This is a genomic window from Erythrobacter sp. HI0063 (genome assembly GCF_001635685.1).
Lineage (GTDB): Bacteria > Pseudomonadota > Alphaproteobacteria > Sphingomonadales > Sphingomonadaceae > Qipengyuania.
Window position 1 is genome coordinate 1 of the sequence record NZ_LWFF01000166.1, and the last position, 420, is coordinate 420.

The window sequence follows — 420 nt, forward strand, 5'->3', positions numbered from 1 at the left end:
AAGGCACGCTCGCCCCGGTTTTCTTCGGGAAACAGGCGCTTGATATCCCTGAGCAGGCGCCCGCCGATCCCTTCCAGCACCGCGTTGACGCGGATCGAGGCGGGCACGTGATTAAGGAAATAGACCAGCACCGCGATCGACAGCAGCATCAGCACGAATGCCGTCAGCAGACTGATCTGCGGCACGAAGCCGGACATGGCGGTCGGTTCGGTCGCGAAGAGCGGCGTTTCCTCCGCCTTCCTCACCGCGCGCAGCACCGTAATCGCATAGACGAACGTGCCGATGAAGGTCGCCAGGCTGAATTGATTGCCGCGATCTTCCATGAAATTGGTAAGCAGGCGCGGCCCGTAATTGCCGCTGGCATAAGCGACGGAGGCGATCGTGATCGAGAACACGGTCGACGCCACGCCGATCATCGTG

General features: G+C 61.4%; 1 protein-coding gene. It reads right to left on the reverse strand.

All coding sequences use genetic code 11. The features are described 5' to 3' along the window. Window positions 1-420, reverse strand: a 420-nt coding sequence (locus tag A3736_RS05995; protein ID WP_156502006.1) for a DUF2254 family protein, incomplete at both ends; no start/stop codon positions are given.